Raw genomic sequence first — 2,426 nt, 5'->3', positions numbered from 1 at the left:
ATCTCCGGGTGGACCTGGGAGTCGTGATCCTGCTCGCCGAGATTGCCGCCATGGCTGCATTCCCGCGTTCATCGCGACCATGACCGCAATCTCGTCGCGCCGCCGCGGACCGCGGCGCCGGTAATCTGGTCTGATGCCCGACGCCGCAGCCGAGACCCACCCGCTGGCGGCGCAGCTTTCGGCGCTGCACCGCCTCCGGATCCACCTCGACATCGCCATCGTCGTGCTGGTGCTGGTGGTGACCAACGTGGTCGCGCATTTCACCACCGCGTGGGCCGGCATCGGCACCGTCCCGGTCGCCGCCCTCGGCCTGGTCGTCTTGATGCGCTGCAGCGGTCTGGGCTGGGCGGACCTGGGGCTGGGTCGCGAGCACTGGAAGTCCGGGTTGGGCTACGCGCTGGGTGCGGTGGCCGTCGTCGCCCTGGTGATCGCGGTCGGGGTGGCGCTCCCGATGACCCGCCCGATGTTCATGAACCACCGATACGCCACCGTCTCCGGGGCCATGCTCGCGTCGATGGTCGTCATCCCGCTGCAGACGGTCATCCCCGAGGAGCTGGCCTTCCGTGGCGTCCTGCACGGCGCGCTGCATAGGGCCTGGGGCTTTCGCGGCGTCGCGCTGGCCGGGTCGCTGTTGTTCGGCCTGTGGCACGTCGCGACGTCACTCGGCCTGACGAGCAGCAACGTCGGGCTGTCCCGGCTGCTCGGCGGCGGCGTCCTGGGCATGCTGGCGGGGGTGACCGGCGCGGTGCTGGCCACCGGGGCGGCGGGGTTTGTCTTCAGCTGGCTGCGCCGCCGCAGCGGCAGTCTGATCGCGCCGATCGCGCTGCACTGGTCGCTGAACGGGTTGGGCGCGCTGGCCGCCGCGCTGGTGTGGCACCTGTCGACCTGACCCTGATCAGGGCAGCAGCACCGCGGCGCCGGCGATCCGTCCGGCGCTCAGATCGGCCAACGCCCGGTCGGCCTCGCCCAGCGAGTATTCCGGCGTGGTCACCTCGATGCGGTGTTTGCCCGCAAACTCCAGGAAGGCCCGCGCGTCGGCCCGGGTGTTGGACGTGACCGAACGGATCTGACGCTCCTGGAACAGGTGGCGCTGGTAGTTCAGGCTGGGGATGTCCGACAGGTGAATCCCGGCGATGGCCAGCGTGCCGCCGCGGTCCAGGGCCTCGAGGGCCGGCAAGACCAGGTCGCCGACCGGCGCGAACAGGATCGCCGCGTCGAGCGGCACGGGCGGCGGGTCGGCGGCGCCCTGCGCCGAGGCGGCGCCGAGCTGCATCGCCAGCTCCCGGGCCGGCGCGCCGCGGGTCATCACGTGCACCTCGGCGCCCTGCGCCAACGCGACCTGGGCGGTGATGTGGGCGCTGCCCCCGAAGCCGTACAGGCCCAGCCGGCCCCCAGGCGGCAGCTCGGCGCGCAGCAGGGAGCGGTATCCGATGATGCCGGCGCACAGCAGCGGCGCGAGTTCGCTGTCGCTGTAGCCGCGCGGCAGGTGGTGGGCGTAGGCGGCCGGGACGGTCGCGAAGTCGGCGTAGCCGCCGTCGGCGTCCCAACCGGTGTATCGCGAGTGGGGGCACAGGTTTTCAGCGCCCCGGCGGCAATAGCTACAGACGCCGCAGGTGTGGCGCAGCCAGGCGATGCCGACGCGGTCGCCGACCCGGAAATCGTCGCCGACGTCCGATCCCAGCTCGACGACCTCGCCGACGACCTCGTGGCCGGGTGTCACGTGGTCGCGGTGCACCGGCAGGTCACCCTCGGTGACGTGCAGGTCGGTGCGGCAGACGCCGCACGCGCGCACGGCGACGAGCAGTTCGGACGGGGCCGGGCGGGGCACCTCGGCGCGGGTCAGCTCGAGCGGGTCGGTGTCCATCGGGCCGGGTCGGCGGACCCGCCAGGCGCGCATCACCGTGGTGGTCAGCGACATGGCTCCATCATGCCGCTGACCACCACCGGCGCGGGGACTTAGGTGCGACGAACCATCCCGACGACCCAGAGCAGGATCAGGGCTCCGAGCAGTGCGGTGAAGAAGGTGAAGATAAGCCCGCCACCGGCGGTGTTGACGAAGAAGCTGAGGATGAAGCCGCCGATGAGGGCGCCGACGACGCCGATCACGATGTCCATGAGGATGCCGGCGCCGCTGCCCCGGATGATCCGGCTGGCGAGCGCACCGGCGAGACCGCCGATGATGATGTAGCCGATGATGCCGACGCTAGTCAGGGTCGAGGACCGGGCCAGGTATTCGGTAGCTGCCATGACGTCCATGCGGATCTCCTTGGGGTAGCTGGCAAAGCCCAGCTCCTTGCTGGGCCGTCAATCCGGTATACCCAGTTTGGGTCACGAATCGAGTGCCGATTTGGAGACGTTTGATCATCCGAAACGGACGCCGCCGCGGCCGGCCTTGACGCTGGTCAGGCCGGCATGCTGCGCTGCGG

3 protein-coding genes are annotated in these 2,426 nt (G+C 70.9%); 1 reads left to right on the top strand and 2 read right to left on the bottom strand.

Features of this window, described 5'->3' with window-relative positions:
* Positions 1–133 precede the first annotated feature (133 nt).
* Positions 134–889 carry a CPBP family intramembrane glutamic endopeptidase gene (locus tag A5700_RS15355; RefSeq protein ID WP_068072520.1) on the top strand — a complete coding sequence of 252 codons (756 nt, stop codon included), beginning with the start codon at positions 134–136 and terminating at the stop codon, positions 887–889.
* Positions 890–895: 6 nt separating this feature from the next.
* Here A5700_RS15355 and A5700_RS15350 read toward each other — a convergent pair whose 3' ends face one another.
* A complete protein-coding gene (locus A5700_RS15350; RefSeq protein ID WP_068072523.1) occupies positions 896–1,918 on the bottom strand; it encodes a zinc-binding alcohol dehydrogenase family protein in 1,023 nt (340 codons plus the stop codon).
* Positions 1,919–1,956: 38 nt separating this feature from the next.
* Positions 1,957–2,256: a GlsB/YeaQ/YmgE family stress response membrane protein gene (locus A5700_RS15345; protein WP_068072525.1), complete on the bottom strand. Its 300-nt coding sequence runs from the start codon at positions 2,254–2,256 to the stop codon at positions 1,957–1,959.
* Between the last annotated feature and the right edge of the window lie 170 nt (positions 2,257–2,426).

This window comes from Mycobacterium sp. E1214, assembly GCF_001666755.1.
Classification (GTDB): domain Bacteria; phylum Actinomycetota; class Actinomycetes; order Mycobacteriales; family Mycobacteriaceae; genus Mycobacterium.
This window is presented reverse-complemented; position numbering and strand designations above follow the sequence as displayed.

Excerpts from the sequence above, each read along its gene's own strand:
- A5700_RS15355 (WP_068072520.1), top strand. The coding sequence starts at position 134 with ATGCCCGACGCCGCAGCCGAGACCCACCCGCTGGCGGCGCAGCTTTCG.
- A5700_RS15350 (WP_068072523.1), bottom strand. The coding sequence starts at position 1,918 with ATGTCGCTGACCACCACGGTGATGCGCGCCTGGCGGGTCCGCCGACCC.
- A5700_RS15345 (WP_068072525.1), bottom strand. The coding sequence starts at position 2,256 with ATGGACGTCATGGCAGCTACCGAATACCTGGCCCGGTCCTCGACCCTG.